Origin of the sequence: Smaragdicoccus niigatensis DSM 44881 = NBRC 103563, from assembly GCF_000380645.1 — a bacterium.
Taxonomy (GTDB): domain Bacteria; phylum Actinomycetota; class Actinomycetes; order Mycobacteriales; family Mycobacteriaceae; genus Smaragdicoccus; species Smaragdicoccus niigatensis.
The window spans coordinates 139,261-164,591 of record NZ_AQXZ01000015.1 but is presented as its reverse complement, the minus strand read 5'-3'; the positions used below and the strand labels follow the sequence as shown (position 1 = coordinate 164,591).

Genomic DNA, 25,331 nt, shown 5'->3' with positions numbered 1-25,331 from the left:
TGCGTACGTCATTGCGTGCGATAGATCGATCCGGAGCGGCCACATCGTTTCAGCGCGAGCCTGTGAGACATCCCTCACGATGTGACCGCTCGTCTGTTCACCTTCATTTCGTACGTTGACGGGTTGTTGCGTGGACCTTCTAGAGCACTGATTCGGCGTCGAGCGACCGAGATGCGTTCGGGAACCGGATTTCGAGGTCGCGAACCATCTGGCGCAGGGCGATGACCTGAGCGGACTGGTGTCGGTCTGAAGTGTCGGCTGAGCTGCAAGTATTGAGTTCTTCACGCAGCGCGCGGAGAAATTGTCGGGCCTGCTCGGTTTCCTTCGGTGCGGCAATTGTCGACTCGGGCGTGCGTTCACAGTGGACGTATTTCACTAGGGGCGGCGAGTTCAGCGTCGCCCTCACGATGCTGGTTGTCATGTCGACAAGTGTCAGTGCAGGCCGACCGAACGTCGTTTGACGGCGACCGAATGTCGGTTGAACAGTCGATTCCAGTCCGGTCTCGGCCTGATGATCGATCCGATCGGCACGGGAAACGCGTCGGGTGAATGGGGCGTGACGAGCAGATGCTAAGTGGGTGAATACATCACTGATGGCAAGCCGCCTGGTCGCGGTGGTCACAGCCAACTCTTAAGGTCGGCGACCGTGTACAACGACGCTGAGCACGCTCGACTGGTTGCTCAATTGGCTGAACGACTGTTCCTTCGTCCCGCCGATCTAGGGCTTCTCGCCGCAAGCGCGCGTGGGCCTGTCGTTCGGTATCAGTACGTGCCTGCGGCGACCGTCGGTGACCTGAACCCGTGCGGCGAAGGCGGCCCAAATCGCACCCCCTTGGCGTCCTTAGGGGCGTGTCAGATGGTGAGTGACGGGACGGTCAGTCGCAGCTCGTAAAGGACCAGTGATAGCGGGATGAACTGGCTCGAACAATTCTCGCCCGTGCCGTTTTGTTCATCGTCCGCGCTGATGTGAATACCGAGGGCGCCTTTTGCGTTATAGACCGCGCCACCGCTGTCGCCCGGCAGTCCGCAGTATGACGCGAAGGTGACCGCTTCGGTCCAGGGATATCCGATCATCTGCTCGTTCGCACCGACTGCGGTCACGGTTCCACAGATCGCCGAATCGTGGCGATTACCGGCCAGGCATGCGCTATCACCTACGGCCGCGTCGACTGGATTATCTGGGATGTTCGGCCATCCGGTGCCGTCGAGCTTGCTGTCCGCATACATCTCTATCAGCGCCACGTCTACATACATGCCGTTGCTGGGATTGGTGTAGATCGTTTCCCAGCCCACCGCCTCGTTGTGGTTCGAGGGTGCGTAGATGTTGAGGCCGTAGCCGCCAGGATTTAGATATTGCGTTCCGTCGTCTGCTCGGAAGCAGTGGCCGGCGGAGATTATGTAGTGGTTGCCGTCATTGTCCCAGGCGGGGAAGCCGACGCTGCACCCTTCGTACCACTGATTGTTCTTATAGATGTCGTACTGCATGCCGGGCCACGCCCAATCCACGACTGGTAAGGCTGCTGCCCGCGGAGCCGGACTGACCGACATCGTGACGAGAAATGCCAGCGCCGCCAACACCCGATACGCCCACCGGGGGTCGTGGGCGGTGGAGGTTATCGCGGTGACATGCTTCATGACCACGACGGGCTCCTTGCGATTGCCTGGCGATCAATTTTGACGCTCGGCTTCGCGAATTTTTTCCACAATCATTCGAACGAATGACACTCAGAAGCTTTGAAGCTGGCTGGACGAACTCGAGCTTCAGGTTGGGTTGGGTGATGTGGCGTCGGGGCTGAGGTGTGACTCCCCAGCCCCGACCGGCATCTTGTGCCCCCAGTAGGACTCGAACCTACGACCTGCGGATTAAAAGTCCGTAGCTCTACCAACTGAGCTATAGGGGCGCGGGAGCGATTGTAATCGGCTCTTGGACCAGACCTGTACCGGGCACACCACGCATTTCTGACGGTTGCGGCTGTTGATCGCTTAGTGTGGTGTCGTCTAGGGGGACGGAGGGGCACGGGCCCAATGGCGCGGCAGCAAGAGCGGGCGAAGCGGACGCGTGCTTCGATCATCAACTCAGCTGCGATCGAGTTCGGTCGCAGCGGGTACGCGGCTGCGTCTCTCAACCGGATTCTCGAGGGTTCGGGCGCCACGAAGGGCGCCCTCTACTTCCACTTCGACTCGAAGGAAGACCTGGCCAAGGCTGTCCTCGAGGCGGCGCTCGAACAACAGGTGGCGATCACCGAGCCGCTGTTCTCCAATCCCGAGATCACGCCCCTGAATTCGCTCCGACTCTTTTGCGACGAGATCGCTGGGGCGCTCATCGACGAGATGGTCGTGCAAGCCGGCTTCCGCCTGACTCAGGACCCGGATTTCTTCCAAGACGTGTTGGCGGCGTCGGCGAACTGGCTTCTTACGTTCGAAGATGTGGCACAGCGGGCTCTGGAAGCGGGGGAGTTGCGCGAAGATGTCGACCCCAAACAGTTCTGCCGTCTCCTGCTGGCGACGCTCATCGGCCAGTTCTTCGTCAACGGACTGGGTGACGCGACCGACCTGAGGACTCGCTTCCGGCAGGTCTTCGACATCTTCGTTGCGGCGATGGCCGCACCGGGGTGGACCGCGAGCTGATCATCCAAAACCGTTCTGAACTCACGGTTTGGGGAATCAAGCGATTGTGTCCTAAGCTAACTTCGCTCCCAACGGATAGCCGTTGATGAGATCGGCAGGACAGACCTGACGAGCTCCCTTCGTCTAGTGGCCTAGGACGCCGCCCTTTCAAGGCGGTAGCGCGGGTTCGAATCCCGTAGGGAGTACGACCGTCTTCGGACGGAAAGCAAGGCCCTGTGGCGCAGTTGGTTAGCGCGCCGCCCTGTCAAGGCGGAGGTCGCGGGTTCAAGTCCCGTCAGGGTCGCAAAATATTTGCGATACAGTGCCCTTGGTACTGTCCGGCCAGGTAGCTCAGTTGGTACGAGCGTCCGCCTGAAAAGCGGAAGGTCGCCGGTTCGATCCCGGCTCTGGCCACATTAAAAAGCCCGGCCGATGGCCGGGCTTTTTGCATTCTCTGCACAATCTGCCGCAGTGCGCGGCGGATTCCCAGGCTGCGTGTCCCTCGATCAAGCATGCCGACATCGCCTGACAAACAGGCTGTGTTGTCCACGAAACTGACAGATTTGACCACTGCGTCCAGTCGTGGTGTTACGTTGGATGCACCGTCCAATGTAAATCCGAGGAGGATCAGTGGGACACGTGACTGACAACGCCGTCATTCGCTCCGTGGTTGGTGCGGCGCAGGCTGCAACCGGGGTAATCGGCGGCGCCCTCAAGCTTGCTGAATTGGGGGCTGGCGGGAAAACCACAGCTAGAACGTCCGATACGCCCAGCCGAAACGCCTACGAGGAAACGCTCCGAACCCTCTCGGAGGCGTCAGCACACGGAACCCGGTTCGAAGCGTTCAAAGACATCGCGTGGGACTCACCGGAGTTCGATGTCGACGGCACGACAACGGAGTGGAAACTCCCGGACATCGACCCGCTCGCCCACACTGACTGGTACCGCAACCTGCCGGCCGAACGTCGGGCTGAAGTTGCGCGGCTTCGGCTCGCTGCCATCACGAAGTGCGGCTCCCAGTTCGAACAGCTGCTTCTGCTCGGTGGCACCCAGTTCTTGATGGGGCTGAAGAACGGCAACCCGGAGTTCCGCTACTTCATGCACGAACTCACCGAGGAAACCCACCACATACAAATGTTTCAGGAGTTCACCAACCGCGCTTGCCCTGAAGCCACCGGGCTACGGCCTTGGCTGAAGAACGTGTTCCCGCTGGTCGGCATGCTCGGGACCTTGTGGCCATCGTTCTTCTTTCAAATCATCCTCGCCGGCGAGGAGCCGATCGATCACGTCCAGAAGAGCATCTTGCGCAGTGGCGGGACCAACCCGCTACTCGACCGAATCATGCAGATTCACGTTGCCGAGGAGGCGCGCCACATCGGGTTTGCTCACGCGTGGCTCGAGCGTCACGCCCCGTCCCGTTCGGCGCTGACTCGAATTGCGACTGGGTTGGCGACGCCGTTCCTCATGACGATCGGATTCTGGGCGATTATGGTGCCCAGTCCGAAGGACGTCGAAGCGATGGGCATCCCGCCCGAAGTCTTTGGCGAGGCTTACGGGTGGAACAGTCCGTTGCTCAGCCGACTGCGCGCCGATTGCGCCGCAGATGTCCGCGCCCTGGCTATCGAAACGAGTCTCCTCACGCCGCTGACCCGTCCAGCCTGGAAGTTAGCCGGCGTGGACGGCCGGCCGTCGCGTTACCGCTCCGAACCCACCCGGTGTGTCGCTTAGTCGTTCGTCCGACAAAGTTCATCCAGGCCGGCGAGAGGGCCGTGAGATTCACGGCTGAACGGATGATCCAATTGCAGTGAACAATTCGCTGTTGTCGGGTGCGTCTGAGTGGCGATACGTATGGCGGGTAATACGACCCCGGCTGAGCTCGGCGCTGAACGTGAATGTTGGACCTCACAGAGGCCCGTTAACGGCGTTCAGATCTTTGCGCCGACCAAGGTTGCGGTGCGACCGTGTTCTCCGGGTGCGGGTGCGGGTGCGGGTGCGGGTGCGGGTGCGGGCGCGGCCCGGGCGCAACATGTCCAGAGAGACCTGAGCAGTCGGTCACGCAGCACCGTTGAACGCAGGACAGAACGCACTGATCAGGGCGTTTATGGGATCTCGGTGGCCCCGAGCTGGTCGGGATGGGGGTGCAGACCTTGCGTCTTTACGAGACGCGGGGTCTGCTCACCCCAACGCGCAGCGAGGGCGGGACCCGCCGGTACAGCGCCAACGATCTGGACCGGTTACGGCGCATCGCCGATCTGCTCTCCCATGGCCTGAACCTCGCCGGCATCGCGATGGTCTTGGATCTTGAGCACCGCAACACACAACTACTGGAAGAAAGGGAACGGCAGCAATGGCTGTCCACAGCGTGTATTCGCACTCGGGTACCGTCGGCACTCTTTCCCGCCCCCAGCAACGACCGTGGGCCTATCGGCTGACTCCGCCGGTTCCGGTCATGGCCGGGCGCGCAGACTCCTCGGACGTGACTCGACATTTGGTCGAGGTCGGGGTGCGCCTGCACGAACGGTTCGGTGTGCACGCCACCTTCGCCGAGATCCTGGCAGTGGTTGAGGGGTGTCGCCGCGATCTCGATATGGCGACCACGGCAGGCTTACCTGAACTCGTCGAGCGTTTGGCCACCCAGAAGTCCTGCAAATTGGTCCACCTCGATAGGGAACCGTCTGCAGCTCAGATGCTTATGCGTTCACCTCGTGTAGTGCGACGGCTACCGGTGCGGGGGAGACGTCCTTCACATTGGCGTCGCGAAGGACGCCTTGGATAGTCGCGTCGCGTTCCGTACGCACGTCGAGCAGGGGATTGAGCACACCGCGGAGCACCGAGTAAACGGTCCAACGCTTGGGAGCAATGATCCGCGGCGCACGGCGCTCGATCCCGGCAGCGATCGCCTTGCCGGCCGCGGCGGGCACGAGGCGCTTGCGAAGAAACCCCGGGAACGTGGCTTCGAAGCGCTGAGCGACTGGGGACGCGAAGCCTTCGCGGACCATCACGGTGTCGATGAAGCCGAAGTACGCCACGCTCGCCGATGCGCCATGCTGAGCGAGCTCGCCACGAAGCGCGCGGCCGAACTGTTCAACGCCGGCCTTGGCCATCGCATACGGGGCCAGGATGACGCCATTGACGAAGGCGTAGACCGACGCGACCACGACGACATGGCCCTTGTTAGCGATGATGTGCGGCAGCGCAGCGTGAACCGTCTTATAAACGCCCAGCAAGTTGACGTCGATCACTCGCGCGAACGTCTCTGGGTCCATCGACTCGACGGTCTGTGGCTTGGGGGCGATGCCGGCGTTGGCGACCACGATGTCGAGGCGACCGAATCGTTGTACGGCCTGGGCGACGACGTCGTGCATGGCGTCTACATCGGTGACGTCGGCGCCGAATCCGATCGCGCGGCCGCCGAGTTCACTGGCGGCCTGTGCGGTGGCGACCGCGTCGAGGTCGACGAGCACGATGTGTGCGCCGCGCTCGTAGAGGTCTCGCGCAGTGGCGAGGCCGATACCGCGGGCGCCGCCGGTGATGAGTGCAACTTTGTCGGTAACAGGGAAGGTGTTCATGAGTGAACTGCTTTCTTGGTGCTGGTGCTTGCGGTTAGGTGCCGACTGAGGAACTCGATCTGGTCGGTGAGGGCGCGGTGTTGCCACGAGCCTTGGTAGACGTCGAAGTGGTCGACGGGGTAGGCCCGGACCTCGGCGTAGCGGCCGGCTTTGGCGGCAGCTCGCTTGGCTGCGCTGGCGGGCGCGACGGCGTCGTGCTCTCCGTACTGGACGAGGAGCGGGGTGCGGAGCCGATGCGCCAAGCGACCGGGGCGATTGGCCGCGACTTCGAGAATGGCGCGTGCGCACACCTCATTCCGCCACGTCGGTCCGGCGAGCGCGAGGTACCCCTCGAGCGCGCCGGAAGAGCTGATGACGGCCGTCGATCCGGGCTTGCCGACGATCGGAATGCGGTGCGGTTCGCGGTGAAGCAGTACGCGGGCCGCGTCGCGCAGGCCGTGTCCGATGAGTGGTCCAAGCTTGCGCGGGTGGCGTTTCACGATCGCGCCCAGCGCCGCGAGCCCGTCCATGGCCGGCGTCAGCGACAACAGGGCCGCGATCCGGCGGTCCGCAACGGCGACCGGCACGATGTGGCCGCCCGAGTACGACGTGCCCCAAACGACGATCCGCTCGGGGTCGACGCCATCGATCTGTCGTGCCGCGGCGATCGCGGCGTGGTAGTCGGCCCGTTGGCGGCGGTAGGAAACCCGTTGCCGGGGAGTACCTTCCGAACTGCCGAATCCGCGGTAGTCGAACACGAATACGTCGAGCCCGGCGGCAGCGAATCCTTCCGCGTAGGGAAGGAGTCCGGTGTCGCGCGAGCCGCCGAATCCGTGGGCCATGACGACGCATGGCACGCCGTGTTCGCCGGCGAAGTCGGCGTTCGCGGCAGTCAGGTGCCAGGCTGCGCAGCGAGTGCCGCTGCTGGTGAAGGTGAGCTCGCGCTTTTCGGTCATGCAACGAAGTTACGAGCGATCGGGCACACTTGATACGGGCTGCAGCCCATACTTACGCCATAAGAATGTGCTGTGGCACACTCTGGTGGTGGCCATCGACAAGCACATGAGCGAGCTCATCCGCGCAATCGCCGGACGAATGCTCGCGAACGAGGACGAGATCGTTCAGGCGATGGACTCTGCCGTGATCGCCCTGGTGCCCGTCTTCGGTGCCGATGCCGCGATCATGGCGGAGGCCAGTGCCAGCAACCGTGGCAACCTTCGCCGGTTCGTGACCGTGGCACAGCACGCGGACTCGCCGCCGCCCGTCGATGTGCCTCCGGAGGCGCTCGACATCGCGCGGACGCTCGTACGTCGAGGCATCGAGTTCGACGCTATCTTCCAGGGCTATCGCGCTGGCCAGCAGGTCGCGTGGCAGCGCTGGCTCGAAGCCGCGACCGAAGTCGTTGGGTCGGGGCCCGAGTTCGCGGCGGTGCTCGAAGCGTCGCTCGCACTGCTTTTCAAGTACGTCGACGACGTGCTGAGCCGGGTGCTGGCGGAGGCGCAGCATGAGCGCGAGGAGATCCTGGGTGGAGCCCTTGCGCGTCGTGCGGAAACCGTCCGGCTCATCCTCGATCACGCGCCCATCGATGAGCGCGCCGCAAGCAATCGTCTCGGCTACGAGCTGCGTCGTCGCCACACTGCGGTGGTGCTGTGGGCTGAGGTCAGAGTTCCCCAGGGTGCCCTGGAGTCTGCGGCTGAGTTGCTCGCTCAGGCCGCGGGCGGGCGCCGGCCCCTCACGCTGGTCGCCGGAACATCGACATTGTGGGCCTGGATCGGCACCGAGGCTGATCCGACGGCCGCGGCGCTTCGCGCGGCCTTCGCCAAGGCCCCCAAGAACATTCGCGCTGCGGTCGGGCCCACCGAACGGGGCATCGTCGGATTTCGCCGCTCCCACGACGCCGCGGTCGGAGTTCATCGGCTCCTCGCCGGCCAATCCGAGGGCGAGCACTTCGCGACGTACGCCGAACTCGAGGTGACCGCGCTTGCCGCCCATGACGAGCGGCGCGCCGCGGAGTTCATCAAGGCAACGCTGGGGCCGCTTGCCGCCGACGAGCCGAATGCGGCCCGGCTGCGTGAGTCGCTGCGGGTGTTCCTGGATGAGGCAGACAACGCACCGAGGGCGGCAATCCGACTGCATACCCACCGCAACACGGTCCTGCAGCGGATCGCACGGGCGACTGAACTGCTCGGCCACGAGATCGGCGAGCGTCGCCTGGCGCTTGCGCTCGCACTCGAGTTAGCTCATCGGCTCGGTCCGCGGGTGCTGGTCCGGTCGGCCTAGTCAGCGTGTGTGCCGCTGCATATAGGTGCCGCCAATTGCTAAACCATCGCACATAGGATTGCGCTTCCCTGGCGCCCATTCTGGTTGTACTCCGTCCTGTGACCCACAGCACGCAACAACCAAGAAGGAAGCCATGAACGTACAGCACTTCGACGTCCTGATCATCGGCGCTGGCCTGTCCGGCATCGGCACCGCCTGCCAGATCGCCGGCGAGTTCCCGAACAAGTCCATCGCCGTGCTCGAACGGCGCGAGCGACTCGGCGGCACCTGGGACCTGTTCAAGTACCCCGGTATCCGCTCGGACTCCGACATGTTCACCTTCGGCTACAAGTTCCGTCCGTGGCACGACCTCAAGGTGCTCGCACCTGGAGCCACGATCCGCCAGTACATCGAGGACACCGCAACGGAGTACGGCGTCGACAACAAGATCCACTACGGCCTCAAGATCGTGGCTGCCGACTGGTCGAGCGAGCACGCTCAGTGGACGGTCACCGCCGAGCACGAAGCGACCGGCGAGACGCGCCTCTACACGGCCGGATTCCTCATCAGCGCCACCGGCTACTACAACTACGACCAGGGCTTCCGGCCGAGCTTCCCGGGCATCGACCGGTTCCAGGGTCAAACCGTGCACCCCCAGCATTGGCCCGAGGATCTCGATTACACCGGCAAGAAGGTCGTCGTGATCGGCAGCGGCGCAACCGCCGTCACCCTGGTTCCATCGATGGCCCCCACGGCCGCCCATGTGACCATGCTGCAGCGCTCGCCGTCCTACATCTTCGCGGTGCCCGCCCTGGACAAGATCTCTGCGGTGCTGGGCCGGTTCCTGCCCGCCAAATGGGTGTTCCAGTGCGCCCGGCAGCGCAACATCAGCATCCAGCGCGCCCTCTACGTGGCGTGCAAGCGCTGGCCCAAGATGATGCGGCGCTTCCTGTTGTCGCAGGTGAGGAACCACCTCGGTCCCGACTTCGACATGACCCACTTCACCCCGAAGTACATGCCGTGGGACGAGCGCCTGTGCGCAGTCCCCGACGGTGACCTGTTCAAGGTGCTGAAGTCCGGCGAGGCGTCGATCGTCACTGACCACATCGACACGTTCACCGAGAAGGGCATCCTGCTCAAGTCCGGCCAGGAGCTCGAGGCCGACATCATCGTCACTGCGACGGGCCTGCAGATTCAGACCCTCGGCGGCCTGCAGCTGTCGGTCGACGGTGAGGCCATCGAGCTGCGCGACCGCATGACGTACAAGGCAGTGATGCTCGAAGACGTTCCGAACCTGGCCTGGATCTTCGGCTACACCAACGCGCCGTGGACGCTGAAGTCCGACCTCGCCGGTGAGTACATCTGCCGCCTGCTCGAGCACATGGACGCCAACGGACACGCCGTCGCGACTCCTCGGGATCTCGAGGACTCAGCCCTCGACGACGGCATCTTCGACGCGCTGCAGTCCGGGTACGTGCAGCGTGGCAAGGAAAAGCTGCCGCGGCAGGGAGCTCGTGGCCCCTGGAAGGTCCTGATGAACTACAAGCGCGACTCGAGGATGCTTCGCGAGGACACGATCGACGACAGTCATCTGCACTTCGAGGCCGCAGCGATGCCGCTCGAGGCGGGCACCCTGCTCGAGGCTGCCGTATGAGACCGTCGCTCGGAACTGGAGGCGTTGCTCGACCGTCCCGATGGACTGGTTTGGGTGGACCTGCCTATCTGGGAGAGCTTGATGCCAATCGGCCCCGTGCTTTCGTCTGGATGGGGGCTACCAATTCAAGCCGGGCACCCATCTCGCGAACCTGATCCCAGGTGTCGGCAGGGCCATCAGCGGCGTGAGTAGCCTCTTGGCGATTTGGTTGCCGGAAGCCGACGTTGGGGCTAGTTCACGTCTGGTCACTGTTGCCCGGGCGGCGTCCGATTCAGGAAAAGCCTTATAGACCTGGTGCAGTATCGAGCGCTCTACGCGGGGCGAGAAGAATCCCACGTACTCGGCGAGGGTTCCGACCGGCGTGTCGATGCGAGCCGGGCGTTCCTCGAGTGCCCGAACCACTCGCTCTGCAGCCTGCTCTGGGGTATCGACCGGCAGCGTCGAGTACGCGGCTGTCGGTGCGATCATGGGTGTCCGAACCAACGGCATTCGAATTGATGTGAACGAGACACCCGCATCGGCGTTCTCTGCCGCAGCAATAACGCTGAAAGCATCGAGAGCAGACTTGCTGGCAACGTAGGCCGAAAACAGCGGTGCTTTCGTCTGCACGGCGATGGACGAGATGTTGACGACGTGGCCGAAGCCCCGCTCACGCATCGATGGCAAAAAGGCGAGAATCATGTCGACGGCGCCGAAGTAGTTGACCGCCATGGTTCTCTCGTAGTCGTGCAAGCGATCAGTCGAACTGACGACAGCACGGCGAATCGACTTGCCTGCGCTGTTCACCAGAAAGTCAACGTGCCCATGCTCTTTCAGCACGACCTTTGCCAGGCCGGCAACGGCGTAGTGATCAGTCACATCGCAGGGGTAACCGTACGCGCTACCGCCGTTATCTCGGATTCTCTGGACGGCGCTCTTGACATCGCCGACGCCTCGAGCGACGACTACTACGGTTACCCCGCGCCTCGCCAAGGCCTCGGCGGTAGCTAATCCGATGCCGGACGAGCCTCCGGTTATCACCGCTACTCGGCCGCTGAGGCGGTCGGCCGGCAGTGCCTCGACGAGCCGCTTTCGGCCAAGTTCAACGAGACGACGGCTCATACGCACGTAGCTATGGAGGACGGCTCTGGAATCGTTCGAGCCCACTGGTCTAGTCATGAGATTCCCTGCGTTCTTACATCTTCCGGAACCCCCCGGAGATATGGACGGCGTGAGAACCTCGCTGTCGCTCACCTTGCTGAAGCGATAACGCAAACAGTAAGGACGACTTTCTCGTCCCTCAAACGCAAGTGGGAATCTTCACAGGGCCGCAACGTGGGGAGACAACTGCGCAAACTATGGGCGCCGGCAGCGGTCGCTCTTGCCACCCATCAGCTGTGGCGGGGTTGCGCCTGCGACTATAACAAAGTTACAGTGGTTGCTGCGGCTCGCAACCGCCTGACGGAGTCGGACGAGGCCGTCCCGGAGCATTGCGCCGTTAAGCTGGTCGCTCGACGGGAATCGTGTGGGCAGCGAGCGTTCTCTGACCGAGCGTAGGACCCGAAGAGAGTGTGAGGACATGTCGGAGGAGTTGGCCACCGAAACGCCGTCGCAGCGGCTGATCAGGGCAACGATCGGTCTGATCGCCGAGCAGGGGCCGTCCGCTATCAAGGCACGCTCGGTCGCTGCAGCGAGTGGCTTGTCGACCATGGTCGTGTACCACCATTTCGGCGGAATTCCAGAGCTGGTGCGCGCGGTGGTCGACGAGGGCTTCCGAGACTTCGAACGCGTTCTGGCGGAGCTTCCGATCACCGATGACCCGGTCGCGGATCTGTTCACGATGGCGCTGGCATGTCGGGTCGTCGCCCAGCGAAACCCCCACCTGTATGACCTCATGTTCGGGTTGTCGACCCGCGCCACTTATCGCCCGCTATCGGACTCTGATCTCCGACTGAGCGGTCATTCGCCGGCCTTTCAAAGGGTGTACGCGCACCTGGTCGCTGCCTGCGCGCGATTGGTCAATTCGGGGCGGGTCCGCCAGGAGTCGGTCGAGGTCGTTGCAGCCCAGCTGTGGAGCTACGTGCACGGCTATGTGACTCTCGAACTCGCCGGACACTTCTCGCAGTTTGAAGACCCCGCCGCTCAGGTCTTGCTGCCGATGGGAATCACGTTCGCCGTGGGGCTCGGCGATACGCGCGAGCAGTCCATGGCGTCACACGCCGCGGTGGTCGCGCAGATCGGCCTGGACTCGCAAGGTAGTGACGTCAGCCCAGGAGGGTAAGCGCATTCTGGATGCCCTGCTCGAGTACCTCATCCGAGAAGTCGGCGTCGATCAGTGCCCTCGACAACTGCAGGGTTCCGACCAGGAGTGTGTAAAGCCCGAGGGCCTGGCCACGTGCACTTCGAGGATCGTCGGGCGTGATGTGCGCGGCGATCGTGTCGACGATTGCGCCTGCACCTTCGGTGTAGGCCTGCCGGGTCTCTGGGGCGCAGCGGCCGACCTCGTCAAGTAGGGCCGCCGAGGGGCATCCGGTCGTCCGCGAATCCCGATGGTCGGGCGAAAGGTATTCGCGCACGAACGCTTCCAGCGACTCACGACCTGGGGGGAGCGCGGTCAGTCGCTCGTGCTGAATTCGTAGCTCGTCAGCGATGGCATTGGCGACAAGGTCTTCCTTGGATGCGAAATGCGCATAGAAGGCGCCGTTGGTGAGTCCGGCATCGGCCATGAGGGCGGCGATGCCCGAGCCGTCGATGCCGTCCTGCTTGAACCGCCGAGCAGCCGTCTCGGTTATCCGCCGCCGCGTCGCAAGCTTGTGCTCCTTGTCGTAGCGCACCACGCGCTTGCTCCGTTCATGGTCGAAAATTCCGTCGCTTATGAGTATAGACGAAAGAATGTCGAATGTAATATTATGACTAACATATAATCTCCGTCACCATCGGATAGCGGATCACAGTTACCCGGCGTGGCGCATCTGCACAGGAAGCATGTGGCCGAATGCCCTCAATCAGTGGATCTGTGGTTCTCGTTACGGGAGCCAATGGTGGAATCGGGACCCAGTTCGTCAAAGGCGCCCTCGACCGCGGCGCAACGAAGGTCTACGCCACGGCTCGCAGTCCGCGAACCTGGGACGACGAAAGGATCGTGCCGCTAGCCCTCGATATCAACGATGCCGCCTCCATTGCCGCCGCAGTCTCTGCGGCTCAAGACGTCACGGTGCTGATCAACAACGCTGGCGCGACGCCGCCGTCGTCGAACATCTTGGACTTGTCGGAGGCGGAACTGCGGGAGGGCATGGAGACGAACTTCTTTGGGCCCGTGCTCATGGCGAAAGCCTTCGCGCCGGTGCTGTCTTCGCACCCGGAATCTGTGCTTATCGACGTGCATTCAGTGGCGAGTTGGTACGCATTCGCCGGGATCTACAGTGCGTCCAAGGCTGCACTCTGGTCAGCGACCAACTCGCTCCGCCTCGAACTCTCTCCCCAGGGAGTCCACGTTGTCGGAGTCCACGTGGGCTATGTCGATACCGCAATGGCCGCGCACGCGACCGGACCCAAGATGCTGCCGGCCGATTTGGTTCGTGCCGTATTCGAAGCCGTCGAGGCCGGCGAATTCGAAGTCATCGCGGATGAGGTGACTGCGCAGGTAAAGGCGGGCCTCAGCCAGCCTCTCGAAGTCCTGTATCCGCAGCTGCGCCAGTGATACCAGCCACCTATTCCGTACGGTGGTTGGTCCGGGAGTGAGCAGTCCAGCTGGCCAGCAGCTGGATCGCGTCGTTTTCGGGCGAGCCCGGCGGTGGGGTGAAGACGGTCAGGATCTGGTCCCCGGCCGCGTCGACGGTGAGGTTCTCGAAGGGCAGGGTTATTTCGCCGATGATGGGATGCCGGAATGTCTTGGCCCCTGACTGGTGCGCCTTGACGTCGTGAGCGGCCCAGCGAGTGCGGAAGGCCTGGCTCCGCGTGGATAGCTGGCCGACGAGGGCGATCAGAGCGGGGTCGTCGGGGCGTTGGCCTGCTTCTATACGCAGGATGGCGACGGTGTCGTCGGCGATGTGTTCCCACTCGGGGAACATGCGTCGGGCAGCGTACTCCTCGAGGAATATGAAGCTAGCTGCGTTCGCTGTGCCGCCAATGTCGAGCATCCCTTCGTAGAGGGATCGTCCGAGATCATTAACGGCAAGGATGTCGAGACGGCTGTTGAAGACCACTGCGGGAAGATGCGCCAAGGAGTCCAGCAGCGTCCGTATTCCGGGACTGACAGTGTCCTTGACCGCTGGCTTGTGGCGCTTTCGGGCCTCTGGGGTCAGTGCCGCGAGTAGGCGATCAAGGTGGGAACGTTCGTCGTCGTCGAGACGCAAAACCGCGGCGATCGACTCCACGACAGCGGGTGAGGGGCCGGTTGCCTGGCCACGTTCAAGGCGGATGTAGTACTCCGGGCTGACTCCGGCCAACAACGCCACCTCCTCACGCCGCAAGCCCTTCACGCGACGCCGGGTCCCGGTCGGCGGTAGGCCGGCGTCGCCCGGTGAGATCCGGTCGCGGCGTGTGCTGAGAAATTCGCGTACCGCCGTGCGTGCCGCCTCTTTCTCATCCATGACATCGAGCGTAAACACCCGGTCGGAAATTAAAGGGTCACTGCGAGTACCCCTCTTGTCAGACTCTGCCTCGACCGCGGGAACCGGAGTTCGCTTAGTGCATCAGGCAAACGAGACGAAGGAACCATCTGATGAAGAACGCTGCCCTGGGCGCCCTGCAGGTATCGCGAATAGGTCTGGGAGCCATGACCATGGCGGGAACGTACACGTCCGGTGGGGGTCTGGACGACGCTGAGTCGATCCGCACCATTCATCGGGCGCTGGACCTGGGTGTCACCCACATCGACACCGCCGAAATCTACGGGCCATTCCACAGCGAGGAGTTAGTCGGTAGGGCCATCGCCGGGCGACGTGACCAGGTTGTCGTCGCGACGAAGTTCGGCTTGGTCTCTCACTCCGGCGGCGGGCCCGGCATCGTCGATAGCCGCGCGGCGAACGTGAAGGCGGCGGTGGAGGGTTCTCTCAAGCGGCTTGGCACCGACCGGATCGACCTTTACTACCAGCACCGTGTGGACCGCAATACGCCCATCGAGGAGACCATGGACGCGCTGGCTGACCTGGTCGCCGAGGGCAAGGTCCTGCACATTGGTCTGTCGGAGGCCTCACCCGAGACGATCCGCCGCGCTCACGCGGTCCACCCGCTGGCAGCACTGCAGACTGAGTACTCGCTGTGGACACGAGACCCCGAGGACGAACTCCTCCCGTTACTGCGCAACCTCGGCATCGGTTTCGTGCCCTACTCCCCACTGGGTCACGGCTTCCTGACCGGTCAGCTCCGGTCGCCTGCCGACATCCCGGACGACGACTGGCGCAAGACCAACCCGAGGTTCGTGGGGGATGCCTTCGCCCGGAACCTGCGGCTTGTGGACGAGGTCCGAGCGGTCGGGAACGAAGTCGGTGCCACGCCCGCGCAGGTCGCACTGGCCTGGTTGCTGGCACAGGGCAACGACATCGCCCCCATCCCCGGCACTCGTAGGGTTGCCCGCGTCGAAGAGAACACCGCCGCCGATTCCGTCGTCCTTGGCGCGGACCAGATCGCGCGGCTCGACCGGCTCACACCGGCCGTCGGGGCCCGCCACGACGACGCGAATATGTCCACCATCGACCGCTGACGCCTCTGTTAGAACCAATTCACTTGAGGAATTCCAGCGCCTGCGGGACGAACTGCTCGTGGCATTGGAAGACCCCGCCGTGGCCGGCATCGAGGTAGATCCGCAGCGAGGAGTTCGGCAGGCGCTGTGCGAGGTCGAACGAACTCCGTGTCGGGAGCATGCGGTCATCCTCGCCATTTGCGACGAGTACGGGGTGCTCGATCTTTCCCAGGTACATGGGCTGCTGAGCACCCCAGCGGCGAATCGCGACAACCTGCGCGGCGATGTTGCGCGCGGAGGTGGGCTTGACTCGGTCCTGCGTCCGTTGCTTCAGCCGCCTCATGTAAGCCTCCGCGTGCGCTTTGCCATTGGTAGTTCTGGTGAAGAAGAGGTACCGCTTGGGGTCTTTCAGGGTGAGTACGCCTTGGAGGGTGTCGCTGAGCAACCTGCGGGTGACGTCGCCAACTCCGTCTCCACCCGCGGGGCCGGTGCCCGCCAAGATGATCTTGCGAACGAGTGAGGGTTGCTTGATCGCGATCATCTGTGACACAAAGCCGCCCAGCGAGAAGCCCATGAGGTCGACCTGTTCAAGGCCTAGCGCGCGGATGAACGCGATCGCATCGTCGGCCATTTCCGACACCGTGGTCGGCGTATGTCCTTGCGAGCCGCCGACGCCGCGGTTATCGAACGTGATCACGTGTCGCTGAGCAGCGAAGCCATCGATGACGCGGGGATCCCAGTCGTCGATCGTCGCCGTGAAGTGGTGCAGGAACACCAGTGGGACGCCGCCGGTTGGTCCGAACTCGCGGTAGGTGAACAGGGTTCCGCCGACGTCGGCAGTCAGGGTCGGCGAGTTGATGGCGTTCCGTACGAGTTTGAGGGCCATGATGCTTCCTTGCTGGCGGTCCTTGCTGATCGCCGCGGTCTGAGGTGCAGGGCGCGACAAATAGACCCGCGCCCTGCGGGCTCGCGATGTGGATTAAGACGGGCGGTCAGTCCATCGTGATGACGATCTTGCCGTTGGCTTTGCCCTGCTCGACGTACGCCATGGCTTCGATGGTCTGGTCGAACGGGAACGTCCGGTCCAGGACGGGTCGGAGAATGCCGGCGTCGTAGAGAGCGGCGAGGTCACGCAGCTGCGCTCCGCTGGCCTTCATGAAGAAGAACTCGTAGCGCACGCCCAGCTTCTTGGCCGCGCCGCGGACCTTGCGGCTGAGGAAGTCCATCGGCAAGCCCATGAACGACGGCAGACCCAGCTGCTTGGCGAAACCAGAGTCGGGTGGGCCGGCGACACCGACGGCTAGACCACCCGGCTTGAGGATGGTCAAGGACTTTTCGAGGTTGGTCCCGCCGAGAGAGTCCAGCACGAAGTCATAGCCGGACAGCACCTGGGAAAAGTCGTCCTTGGTGAAGTCGACGACGACATCGGCGCCGAGCTCGCGCACGCGATCGACGTCGCGGGTGTGAGCGGTCGTTGCAACCTGGGCACCGAGATGCTTGGCGAGCTGGATGACGGTGGACCCGAGGCCTCCGGCGCCTGCATGGATGAGGACCTTCTGGCCAGGCTTGATGTGTGCACGGTCGACGAGGACCTGTTGTGCGGCGAGGGCGACCAGGGGGACCGCGGCAGCCTCGTGCAGACTCAACGAGTCGGGCTTGAGGGCGACGTCGTCCTGGTTGATCGCGATGTACTCCGCGAAGGTTCCGATGTGCAGGTCGCGAGGCCGCGAGTAGATCTCATCGCCGACCTTGAAGTCGCGAACCGCCGAGCCCACCTGGGTGATGACTCCGGAGACGTCGTGGCCGAGCACGAAGGGCGTCTTGTACTTGATCAGCTGCTTGAACTCGCCGTTGCGGACCATCTTGTCCAGGGGGTTGATGCTCGCCGCGCTCACCTTGACCAGGACGTCGTTGGCACCCACGGTCGGCTGAGGTACGTCCGCGGCGCGGAGCGTGTCCTTGCCGTATTTGTCGACGACGAATGCCTTCATGACGGTCTGCTTTCTTGTAGCGCCCGGCTGTCATCAACCGGTGTGTAACTTCGTTATATATCTGGAGGGCCGACGCTGTCAATGGTTGTGTAACCAAGTTATAGCGCGGCAGACGTCACAATCCACCGCGATTTGCCGGCGGCAGGTTTGGATATGCGGGGGAGTCGATGCCCAGCGATCCGGTTGAGGCAATGGGTCGGACTTGCAGGAAGACTCCGACCCGATGTGCCTTGGCAGTTTGTGTGTGTTTCATCGCGGTGGCGTGGCCGCCCGGCTTGTACGCATAGTCCTGGGCCAGGGCGTAGGTCTTCCACAAGCTGATCGAGGTGTGCTCGAACGGTAGCTGCGATGAGATGTCGACGCTGCCGCGATGTCCGGGATGGTGGGCAGCGCGGCTCGCTGCGTGCATGTTGTTGCGCAGGAAGGTGCCGAGTTCGCGGCGGTGCAAGATCCCGTGCACGATCGCCACCATGGGCTCGTCCTTGGTGAGGGGTTTGGCTCCGTCGGCTCGTGGCACCCACCCGTGCCAGTTGTCAAGCTCGGATTCCGAATCCACCCTGACCCGGACCAGTTCACCGTCGAGGCTGAAGCGACCCGGGCCGTCGATGGCTCGGCGCAGTGGTCCGCGAAAGGCGGCTTCGGCGGCCTCTGGTGACTCCCATGCCGCGACTAGCGCGCCCCCTCCGGGAATGATCGCCGGGATCAGCGCGTGGGTGCCATTGTTCGAATGGTTCACCGTCGCGCCCCGCAGACCGGGAGTCCGCGCGAGTTGGCGTCGGAGGTTGAGCCACCAGAGAATGCGGCCGCCAGGCGGTCGCTGGAAGACGTCAATGGTCACGAAATCTGGCGAGCTCATCGCGCCACCGCCGATTTGCTCGCCAGAAAGTCGAGCACTTCAGGGACGAAGGCTTGATGGTGCTGGAAGATGCCGCCGTGTCCGGAGTTCGGGTAGATCCGCAGGGTGGCGTTCGGGAGGCGGTTGGCTAGGTCGGCAGAGAGCTTGCTGGCGACCATGAGGTCGTTGTCGCCGTTCGCAACCAGGACCGGCACCGTGATTTTGGACAGGTCGTCTGGGGCGTGAAGTCCGCCGCCGGTGATGGCACGAAGTTGAGCCAGGCGCGCCTGTTGGGAGATCGGCTGGTCGCGGTCGGCCGTCCGTTCGGCGAGGCGGGCGAAGTAGTCGTTGGCGGCCTTCTTCCCTTCGGCATTGCGGGGGAAGAACAGGAAGTGTCGCGGGTCCTTGCGAGTGAGGAATGCCTTGGCGTAGGCGTCGCCGACGATGAACGGCATCTTCCAGATGCCGCCTCCACCGCGTGGCCCAGTACCGGCGAGCACCATGCGGCGTACGAGATCGGGAGCCTGAAGAGCGACCATCTGTGCGACGGCACCGCCGACCGAGAAGCCAAACAGGTCGACCTTGTCGTATCCGAGCGCCTTGATGAACGCGATCGCATCCGCGCCCATCTCCTCGAGGTCGGTGGGTACTTCCGACCCGGTCGAACCGACACCGCGGTTGTCGAAGGCGATCACGTGGTGCTTGGCGGCCACGCCGTCGATGACGCGCGGATCCCAGTCGTCGAGGACGGCGGTGAAGTGGTGCAGGAAGACCACCGGGACCCCGGTCGGGTCGCCGAGCTCGCGGTAGGCGAACTTGGTGCCGTTGACGTCGATAGTGCGGGTAGGGGCGGTGCGCCAGGTGGTCATTTGAGTTCCTTCTTGCTTGAGTGCGGGGTGCGGTTGTCGAGTCGGGCGAGCACGTCGAGGATGCGGCGGTCGCGGGTGAAACGGGTATCGAGGGTGGGGCCGAGCAGTCCGCGCAAGGCCGAGACGGGTCGCCATAGGCCCGGGTGAACGACCACAGAGGATCTGGACTGGATGCCGTCCACGAGTGCGGTGGCGGCCGATTCTGGGGTGACCCGCTTGAGCATTGGTTTGGGCAGGGTCGAGAGCAGGTCCATCACGACCGGGTCCTCGTCAACGCCGTTTTTGATCATGTTGGTGTCGACGAGCGAGAAGTACGCCGTCAGCACCGAGACGTGGTGGTCCGCGAGTTCTACGCGCAATCCCCGCCCAAGTTGTTCCACGGCCGCCTTGCTCATCGCGTACGGGATCGTTCCCATGCCGTTGAGGAATGCGAATACCGAGCTGATCAGCACGATCTGGCCCTGGCTGGCGATCACCGGCTCGAGCGCTGCTTTCACGGTGTTGGCGACTCCCGTGACGTTGACTGCCAGGGTCGACTCGAGGTCGTTGATCGGCGTGTTGCGGAATGTGGCGGCTTTGGCGAGGAGGCCGGCGTTCGCGATGACGATGTCGAGGTGGCCGAATCGATCGATGGTCTGGGCAACCGCGTTGTCGAGTGACGCGCGGTCACGGACGTCGGCGACGCAGCCGAGGACTTCGCCGGACTGTTGGGCAGCTCGAGCGGGGGTCGCGGGGTCGATATCAGCAATGGATACCTTCGCGCCTCGTTTGAGGAGTTCGCGTGTGGTTGCTGCGCCGATGCCGCCGTTGCCGCCGGTGATCAGGACAACTTTGCCGGTCAGGTTGGTGGACGTGCTCATGCCAGACCCCGCTTCGGCTTGAGGGAGACTCGGCCGTTGCGCCGCACCATCGCGACCGCTGTCTTCAACGGCCCGCGCTGTAAGTCTGGTTCCAAACCGCGGGCGAGTCGATGCAGCTGATCGGCGTTCCAGCTCAGATTCAGGACACCGTCGATCGATTTCAGGTCCGCGAATCGACCGAGGAATCGCCGCATGCCGACCTTGATTTCGTGCGTCTCCAGCGCGTCCGCCTGCCCGTCGAGCAGCACCGCGGCCGCGTTCGTCGTGGTCACGGTCGGTCGAGCGATGCCGACGAGGTCGCAGTCTCCGGCGGCCAGAGCCTCCTGCATCGCTGTGCGGCTGCGGAACCCGCCCGTCACCGCGATCGGAACTGACCCGGCTTCGCTACGGACCGAACGGGCGTACTCCAGGAAGTAGGCCTCCCGCGCCCGGGTCGATTCTGCGGCCGTTCCCGACATGGCCGGCGACTCGTAGTTGCCACCGCTGACCTCGATCAGGTCGACCGACTCGCGGGCCAGCGCCGACACGACGCCGCGCGAGTCATCCTCGCTGAATCCACCGCGCTGGAAGTCTGCGGAGTTGAGCTTGACGCTGACCGCGAACCCGGGGCTGACGCGGCTCCGGACACGTCGAACGACTTCGATGAGGAACCGCATCCGCTTTTCGGGATCTCCGCCCCACTCGTCGGTGCGCAGGTTGCTCAGCGGCGAAAGGAACTGCGTGATCAGGTAGCCGTGCGCAGCATGCAACTGGACTCCGTCGAAACCGGCTGTCTCGCAGACGAGCGCGGCGTTGGCGAACCGTTCGATGATGTTCTCGATCTCGCCCGGAGTCAGCTCACGCGGTGTGACGGCTCCCGGCAGCGCCAGCGGCACCGCGCTGGGGGCGACCGGTTGGTGACCGATGGCAAACAGGTTCGACTGTCGGCCGGGGTGGTTCAGCTGGGCGAAGATTGCCGCTCCGCCGTCGTGCGCAGCCTTGGTCCATTCGGTGAGCTGTGCAAGCGCTCGATCGTCCTCGATCACGATGTTGCCGGGCTCTCCGAGGTGGGCTCGGTCGACCATGATGTTGCCGGTCACCAGGAGGCCGTACCCGCCCTGTGCCCAGCGACGATAGAGCGTGACGATTCGGCCGTCGGGTGAGTTGTCAGCATCTCCCAGTGCCTCGCTCATCGCCGCTTTGGCGATTCGGTTGGGCAGCCGGAGGCCGCTGGGAAGGTCAAGTGTGTCGGCGAGCTCAGGCATCGCGGTCCTCGGATCAGATTGGCTTACGTTCATACTATTATGACTATAATGCTATGTGGGGCGCAAGAGCTACCGGAAAGGAAGTTCGGTCCGTTGGCGCAGGCTCGACGTCGCGCCGATCAGCTGTTACGCGGAGTTTCTCTTCTTGGATGTGGTGGCCGCTGACAGGATCGCGTCGTTGACCGCGGTCGGAGTCATGGAGACGGCGGCCGTCTGTACGCGGCTGAGGGTGTCGCATAGATAGCGACATTTCGGGTGCTTGGAGGTAGGTATGCGACCGAGGCTATGGAGTGCCTTGGCAGATCGAGCTGTCGCATACACGTCCCATCCTCGTCCGCTCATGCGCTCGGTGATGGCCAGGCCGATTCCGCGACCGGCGCCGGTTACCCAGTGCGGACGGCATTGTCGCCCGCCTTCGCTTCGCCTCGTGGGCTCACTTACCGAGGAACTTGACGGCGACCGGCGCGAACTTGTCGTGGAACTGGAAGATCCCGCCGTGCCCGGAGTCTGGGTAGATGACGAGTTCACTGTTCTTGATCCGGCGGTGCAGATCCTCCGAGAGGACGGAAGGCACCATGCGGTCGTTGTCGCCGTTGGCGATCAGGGTCGGCTGGGTGATCTTGGACAGATCCGATGATGCGGAGCGGCCGAACTTGCGGATCGCCATGAGCTGAGTCTGGAATCCGGGAAGGCTCATGTCCTTGTCCCGGTTTTCAGTGCGTTCCTGGAGGCGCTTGACGAAAGCCTTCGCCGCCGGCTTGCCGGTGGCATTGCGGTTGAAGAACAGAAATTCCTTGGGGTCCGACCGGGTCAGTGTGGCGCGCAGGATGTCCCAATAAGTCGTGGCGACGACTTTGTCCATGTCCTTGCCGCCGCGTGGCCCGGTTCCGGTCAGAACGAGCTTGCGGACCAGGTCCGGGTGCTTAAGGACCAGGTCTTGGGCGATCATTCCGCCCATGGAGAACGAGAAGATGTCGATCTGCTTGAGCCCGAGTGCGGTGATGAACGCGTAGGCGTCATCGGCTGCTTCCTCGATGGTGCCGGGAACCTTCCCGGTGGAAGCACCGACGCCTTTGTTGTCGAAGGCGATGACGTGGCGATTCTGCGCGATCGGGTCAATGATGCGTGGGTCCCAGTTGTCCAAGGTGGCGGCCAGGTGCACGAAGAACACGACCGGGATGCCGCCCTTGGGGCCCAGCTCCCGGTAGGCGTACGTCGTGCCGTCAGCGGTTATGGTCCGCGTCGGCGCCTTGGCGTAAGAGGTGACTACCGGTTCGTTGTTTGTGGCGCTCATGATCGGTTCTTTCGCTGGCAGTGGGTGGTCCGGTGCTGTCCGCGCCGTCCTCGATTCGCTATATGAAAAATATAGTGCTCGTACCTGCAATCCATTGTCAATGGATACGATTGGTATTGAGTAGCTATACATTTCGTATGGCGACCGCGGAGACGAAAAGGTACCGTCGAGTGATGCCGACCAAGACCTACGGGCAGGTGTGCCCGATGGCGCGTGCGCTCGATGTATTGGGAGAGCGCTGGACGGTTTTGGTTGTCCGGGAGTTGTTGCTGGGCCCTAAACGCTTCAAGCACCTCCTTGCCGCACTACCGGCGATCGGTGCCAACCGGCTCGCCGACCGACTCAAGGCGCTCGACGAAGCCGGGATCGTTCGCAAAGGCACGCTCCCGGCGCCCGCGGGAGTTCCCGTCTACGAACTCACCGACGACGGCGAACGGCTCCGCGAGCCCCTGATCGCTCTCGGCTTATGGGGTCTAGATCTGCCGATGGACGACCGTATCGACCCGCAAAGTGCACGTGCCGAACTGATTGCGTTGTGTCTGACCGGGACCCAGACGAAACCCTTGGAGTCTGGCCGTCGGGACACGCTCGAATTTCACGTCGGCGATGAAGTGTTTCATTTCCAATTGCGTCACGGCTGGTTCCTCCCGCGGTCGGGCCCCTCGCCGTCTGATCCCGACCTCAGGATCGACTGTGATCTGCAGACGTTCATGGAACTTGCACTACGTTCAGTGACACCCGCACAGGCGATCAAGCAAAACCGGGTAGCGATTCGCAGCGGAACGCGCCAGCTGATGGACGAGCTGTTCCGGGTTCTGGCCTACGTCCCGCGCGCACCACTACTGAGGCGCACGTAGCGGTACGTGCGCCATTGCATGCTCGGCGAGCGCGGCGATGGTGAGTGCCGGGTTCACACCAGGGTTGGCCGGTAGGGCGGCCGCATCGCAGACCATCATGTTTTCGTAGCCGAAAACCCTGAGTTGCTGGTCGAGGACTCCGGAGTGAGCGTCGGCCCCAATCGTGGCGCCACCGAGCACGTGTGCGGTCATGGGGATGTTCCCGAACGCTTCGAAGATGCTGCTCTGGGCGATGCCGCCGGTTCGTTCCGCCACCCACTTCGCCACCTGGTGCCCAATCTCGAGGTACGTCGGAGCGGGCCGTTCGCTGTCGACTTCAGTCGTGAGTCGATAGCCCCGACCAAGCCGGCGCTTGGTGGCCTTGAAGCGGATCGCGTTGTCGCGTGCCTGCATGACCAGCATCATCAAGGTTCGACTGCTCCACCCCGGGCGCATGGTCTCGACCCACTGGCCTGGATGGCGGGCAACATTGACCAGCCACTTGGCCAGACGCTTCGGTGCCGCGCCCTCGCCGGTGAGCACGGTGAACATCAGGCGCATGAAGTCGCCGTTCTGCCCGTAGGTGAGGAACTCGATCTGAGTATCCCCATCGAGAATGACTCGACTGCTCGCAGTGACGTCGCGCCACGTTTCCCGGTCCTCGGGGAGCAGGACCGACAAAACGGCCTCGCTGTTCGTGCGGACCAGAGTGCCGAGCCGATCGCTGATCCGGGGGAGCGAACCCCGGTGTTTGCAGTCAGCAAGCAGTTCGTTGGTCCCGACGGCGCCGCCGGCGAACACCACCCCTCGGGTCGTGATGGTCGTTCGGTCGCGCTTGAATGGTGCGCCGGGCCGCTGGGTGGTCACCCGGTATCCGTCGCGGCCATCCGGTGAGCCGATCGGGGAGACGTCGATGACCTCGCGCTCGGCGGTGATCTGAGCACCGTGCTTCTCGGCGAACCAGAGGTAGTTCTTTGTCAGTCGATTCGCGGCGCCGACGCGGCAACCGACCATGCATGAACCGCACCGAGTGCAACCGGTTCGCGCCGGTCCCTCTCCGCCGAAGTAGGGATCGTCCACCCGCACTCCCGGCATGCCGAAAAACACGCCGACCGGTGCGGCAGCGAAGGTTTCAGGCGTCCCGAATTGCTCGGCGACTTCGCGCGTGAGCCCCATGGTCACCGACTCCCACGGCGTGGTCTGCACTCCGAGCATGTGCTCAGCGGTGGAGTAGTGCGGGTCGAGTGTCTGCGCCCAATTTCCTAGCTCGCGCCACTGCGCATCCTGAAAGAACTTCTCTTGGGCTCGAAACAGCACACCGCCGTAGACGAGACTTCCACCTCCGACGCCCGTCTGGGTCGAGCTGAAGACGTGCCGGAACGGGACGTTGCGCATGATCCCGCGCAGTCCGAATGCGGGTGCCCATAGAAATCGACCCCGATCCGATGCTGAGGCCGGAAGATCCTCGTCCGCGTAGCGACGTCCGCGCTCGATGACAGCGACCCGATAACCCTTCTCGGCGAGGCGCAGGGCGGCCACGCTTCCGCCGAAGCCCGAGCCGATCACCAGCCAGTCGACGTCCGGCGCGGGAATGGGGTTTGGGCCGCTGTCGTGGCGGGGTTTCGTCATGGGAGAGCTCCTAGATTTAGCTGGCCTCGTCAATGTAACTTCG

Annotated in this window: 24 protein-coding genes and 4 tRNA genes; 12 read left to right on the top strand and 16 right to left on the bottom strand. The window is 63.5% G+C overall.

Annotation, left to right across the window (positions count from 1 at the left end; all coding sequences use genetic code 11):
• Positions 1–139: 139 nt before the first annotated feature.
• The 3 genes from F600_RS0109325 to F600_RS0109310 form a co-directional block, all read right to left on the bottom strand.
• On the bottom strand, positions 140–421 hold the full coding sequence (locus F600_RS0109325) for a hypothetical protein (protein WP_156024500.1): 282 nt from the start codon (positions 419–421) through the stop codon (positions 140–142).
• A 431-nt stretch (positions 422–852) separates the two neighbouring features.
• Complete coding sequence (locus F600_RS0109315; RefSeq protein WP_156024499.1) at positions 853–1,635, bottom strand: S1 family peptidase; 783 nt, start codon at positions 1,633–1,635, stop codon at positions 853–855.
• A gap of 193 nt (positions 1,636–1,828) precedes the next feature.
• Positions 1,829–1,901: transfer RNA gene (locus tag F600_RS0109310), tRNA-Lys, on the bottom strand.
• Positions 1,902–2,025: 124 nt separating this feature from the next.
• On the opposite strand from F600_RS0109310, the gene F600_RS0109305 reads away from it, so the two are divergent.
• The 6 genes from F600_RS0109305 (at position 2,026) to F600_RS30265 (ending at position 5,039) form a co-directional block, all read left to right on the top strand.
• Entirely contained in the window at positions 2,026–2,628 is a 603-nt protein-coding gene (locus F600_RS0109305; protein ID WP_018160337.1) for a TetR/AcrR family transcriptional regulator, read from the top strand.
• Positions 2,629–2,740: 112 nt separating this feature from the next.
• A tRNA-Glu gene (locus F600_RS0109300) sits at positions 2,741–2,813 on the top strand.
• Positions 2,814–2,837: 24 nt separating this feature from the next.
• Positions 2,838–2,911, top strand: a tRNA-Asp gene (locus F600_RS0109295).
• 36 nt (positions 2,912–2,947) lie between these two features.
• Positions 2,948–3,021: transfer RNA gene (locus F600_RS0109290), tRNA-Phe, on the top strand.
• 216 nt (positions 3,022–3,237) lie between these two features.
• Positions 3,238–4,335, top strand: coding sequence for an AurF N-oxygenase family protein (locus F600_RS0109285; protein ID WP_245541507.1), 1,098 nt, complete (start codon positions 3,238–3,240; stop codon positions 4,333–4,335).
• A gap of 404 nt (positions 4,336–4,739) precedes the next feature.
• Entirely contained in the window at positions 4,740–5,039 is a 300-nt protein-coding gene (locus F600_RS30265; RefSeq protein WP_018160335.1) for a MerR family transcriptional regulator, read from the top strand.
• A gap of 258 nt (positions 5,040–5,297) precedes the next feature.
• Here the strand turns inward: F600_RS30265 and F600_RS0109275 are convergent, their stop codons facing one another.
• Together F600_RS0109275 and F600_RS0109270 are read right to left on the bottom strand one after the other, a co-directional pair.
• The gene (locus F600_RS0109275) at positions 5,298–6,176 is read right to left on the bottom strand and encodes a short-chain dehydrogenase/reductase (protein ID WP_018160334.1); all 879 of its coding nucleotides are present in this window, start codon (positions 6,174–6,176) and stop codon (positions 5,298–5,300) included.
• Complete coding sequence (locus F600_RS0109270) at positions 6,173–7,111, bottom strand: alpha/beta hydrolase (RefSeq protein ID WP_018160333.1); 939 nt, start codon at positions 7,109–7,111, stop codon at positions 6,173–6,175. The genes F600_RS0109275 and F600_RS0109270 overlap by 4 nt, the downstream gene beginning before the upstream one ends.
• A gap of 106 nt (positions 7,112–7,217) precedes the next feature.
• Between F600_RS0109270 and F600_RS0109265 the strand changes: the two genes are divergently transcribed.
• Both F600_RS0109265 and F600_RS0109260 read left to right on the top strand, forming a co-directional pair.
• Positions 7,218–8,435, top strand: a complete 1,218-nt coding sequence (locus F600_RS0109265) for a PucR family transcriptional regulator (RefSeq protein ID WP_040631007.1) — start codon at positions 7,218–7,220, stop codon at positions 8,433–8,435.
• Between the two features lie 133 nt (positions 8,436–8,568).
• On the top strand, positions 8,569–10,068 hold the full coding sequence (locus tag F600_RS0109260; RefSeq protein WP_018160331.1) for a flavin-containing monooxygenase: 1,500 nt from the start codon (positions 8,569–8,571) through the stop codon (positions 10,066–10,068).
• Positions 10,069–10,185: 117 nt separating this feature from the next.
• Here the strand turns inward: F600_RS0109260 and F600_RS27605 are convergent, their stop codons facing one another.
• Positions 10,186–11,301: an SDR family NAD(P)-dependent oxidoreductase gene (locus F600_RS27605; protein ID WP_245541506.1), complete on the bottom strand. Its 1,116-nt coding sequence runs from the start codon at positions 11,299–11,301 to the stop codon at positions 10,186–10,188.
• Between the two features lie 325 nt (positions 11,302–11,626).
• On the opposite strand from F600_RS27605, the gene F600_RS0109250 reads away from it, so the two are divergent.
• Positions 11,627–12,328, top strand: a complete 702-nt coding sequence (locus F600_RS0109250) for a TetR/AcrR family transcriptional regulator (protein ID WP_018160328.1) — start codon at positions 11,627–11,629, stop codon at positions 12,326–12,328.
• On the opposite strand, the gene F600_RS0109245 is transcribed toward F600_RS0109250, so the two are convergent.
• Complete coding sequence (locus F600_RS0109245) at positions 12,312–12,884, bottom strand: TetR/AcrR family transcriptional regulator (protein ID WP_018160327.1); 573 nt, start codon at positions 12,882–12,884, stop codon at positions 12,312–12,314. The genes F600_RS0109250 and F600_RS0109245 overlap by 17 nt on opposite strands.
• A 158-nt stretch (positions 12,885–13,042) precedes the next feature.
• On the opposite strand from F600_RS0109245, the gene F600_RS0109240 reads away from it, so the two are divergent.
• Positions 13,043–13,747 carry an SDR family oxidoreductase gene (locus F600_RS0109240; RefSeq protein ID WP_026306340.1) on the top strand — a complete coding sequence of 235 codons (705 nt, stop codon included), beginning with the start codon at positions 13,043–13,045 and terminating at the stop codon, positions 13,745–13,747.
• 10 nt (positions 13,748–13,757) lie between these two features.
• Here F600_RS0109240 and F600_RS0109235 read toward each other — a convergent pair whose 3' ends face one another.
• A complete protein-coding gene (locus tag F600_RS0109235; protein ID WP_040631003.1) occupies positions 13,758–14,639 on the bottom strand; it encodes a helix-turn-helix transcriptional regulator in 882 nt (293 codons plus the stop codon).
• A 131-nt stretch (positions 14,640–14,770) separates the two neighbouring features.
• On the opposite strand from F600_RS0109235, the gene F600_RS0109230 reads away from it, so the two are divergent.
• The gene (locus tag F600_RS0109230) at positions 14,771–15,751 is read left to right on the top strand and encodes an aldo/keto reductase (RefSeq protein WP_026306339.1); all 981 of its coding nucleotides are present in this window, start codon (positions 14,771–14,773) and stop codon (positions 15,749–15,751) included.
• A gap of 19 nt (positions 15,752–15,770) precedes the next feature.
• Here F600_RS0109230 and F600_RS0109225 read toward each other — a convergent pair whose 3' ends face one another.
• The 7 genes from F600_RS0109225 to F600_RS0109190 all read right to left on the bottom strand — a co-directional run bounded on the left by F600_RS0109225 (position 15,771) and on the right by F600_RS0109190 (position 22,823).
• Entirely contained in the window at positions 15,771–16,616 is an 846-nt protein-coding gene (locus F600_RS0109225; RefSeq protein ID WP_040631001.1) for an alpha/beta fold hydrolase, read from the bottom strand.
• A 106-nt stretch (positions 16,617–16,722) separates the two neighbouring features.
• A complete protein-coding gene (locus F600_RS0109220) occupies positions 16,723–17,721 on the bottom strand; it encodes an NADP-dependent oxidoreductase (RefSeq protein ID WP_018160322.1) in 999 nt (332 codons plus the stop codon).
• A gap of 115 nt (positions 17,722–17,836) precedes the next feature.
• On the bottom strand, positions 17,837–18,577 hold the full coding sequence (locus F600_RS0109215; protein WP_018160321.1) for a hypothetical protein: 741 nt from the start codon (positions 18,575–18,577) through the stop codon (positions 17,837–17,839).
• A complete protein-coding gene (locus F600_RS0109210; protein ID WP_018160320.1) occupies positions 18,574–19,425 on the bottom strand; it encodes an alpha/beta fold hydrolase in 852 nt (283 codons plus the stop codon). Before F600_RS0109210 ends, F600_RS0109215 begins: the two co-directional genes overlap by 4 nt.
• Positions 19,422–20,285, bottom strand: coding sequence for an SDR family NAD(P)-dependent oxidoreductase (locus tag F600_RS0109205; protein ID WP_018160319.1), 864 nt, complete (start codon positions 20,283–20,285; stop codon positions 19,422–19,424). The genes F600_RS0109210 and F600_RS0109205 overlap by 4 nt, the downstream gene beginning before the upstream one ends.
• Complete coding sequence (locus F600_RS0109200) at positions 20,282–21,529, bottom strand: NADH:flavin oxidoreductase/NADH oxidase family protein (RefSeq protein WP_018160318.1); 1,248 nt, start codon at positions 21,527–21,529, stop codon at positions 20,282–20,284. Before F600_RS0109200 ends, F600_RS0109205 begins: the two co-directional genes overlap by 4 nt.
• 433 nt (positions 21,530–21,962) lie before the next feature.
• Positions 21,963–22,823 carry an alpha/beta fold hydrolase gene (locus tag F600_RS0109190; RefSeq protein ID WP_018160316.1) on the bottom strand — a complete coding sequence of 287 codons (861 nt, stop codon included), beginning with the start codon at positions 22,821–22,823 and terminating at the stop codon, positions 21,963–21,965.
• A gap of 173 nt (positions 22,824–22,996) precedes the next feature.
• On the opposite strand from F600_RS0109190, the gene F600_RS0109185 reads away from it, so the two are divergent.
• On the top strand, positions 22,997–23,680 hold the full coding sequence (locus F600_RS0109185; protein WP_040630999.1) for a winged helix-turn-helix transcriptional regulator: 684 nt from the start codon (positions 22,997–22,999) through the stop codon (positions 23,678–23,680).
• Here F600_RS0109185 and F600_RS0109180 read toward each other — a convergent pair.
• Entirely contained in the window at positions 23,663–25,288 is a 1,626-nt protein-coding gene (locus tag F600_RS0109180; RefSeq protein WP_018160314.1) for a GMC oxidoreductase, read from the bottom strand. The genes F600_RS0109185 and F600_RS0109180 overlap by 18 nt on opposite strands.
• Positions 25,289–25,331 lie beyond the last annotated feature (43 nt).